General features: G+C 53.5%; 1 protein-coding gene. It reads left to right on the top strand.

The annotated features are described in order from the left end of the window. Positions 1 to 87: 87 nt before the first annotated feature. Positions 88 to 275: transposase (locus B7449_RS15600; protein ID WP_148431365.1), on the top strand; the 188-nt coding region annotated here is incomplete at its 3' end.

Raw genomic sequence — 275 nt, 5'->3', positions numbered from 1 at the left:
CATATCTCGCATCAAAACACAACTGTAGTGCTAGGGCCTGTTAGGCCTTGAATAACAGAACGGACTACATAGCTGTTTATGATGAGCATGATACAGTCTGTCTTTTCTGATGTCGCCTGGTCCGTCTGGGAGCCTTTGACCGAAGAAGCCCGTCCGAAGGGAAAGACCCCACCGAAAAACCTTCGACGGACGATCTCTGCGATTTTCTGGCGCCATCAGAACGGCGCGAAGTGGCGCGCCCTGCCATCTGAGTTTGGTCCCTGGTGGATTGCCGC

Source organism: Komagataeibacter intermedius TF2 (assembly GCF_000964425.1).
GTDB classification, from domain to species: Bacteria; Pseudomonadota; Alphaproteobacteria; order Acetobacterales; family Acetobacteraceae; genus Komagataeibacter; species Komagataeibacter intermedius.
The sequence above is the reverse complement of the archived record's forward strand: the minus strand, read 5'-3'. Positions and strand labels throughout refer to the sequence as shown.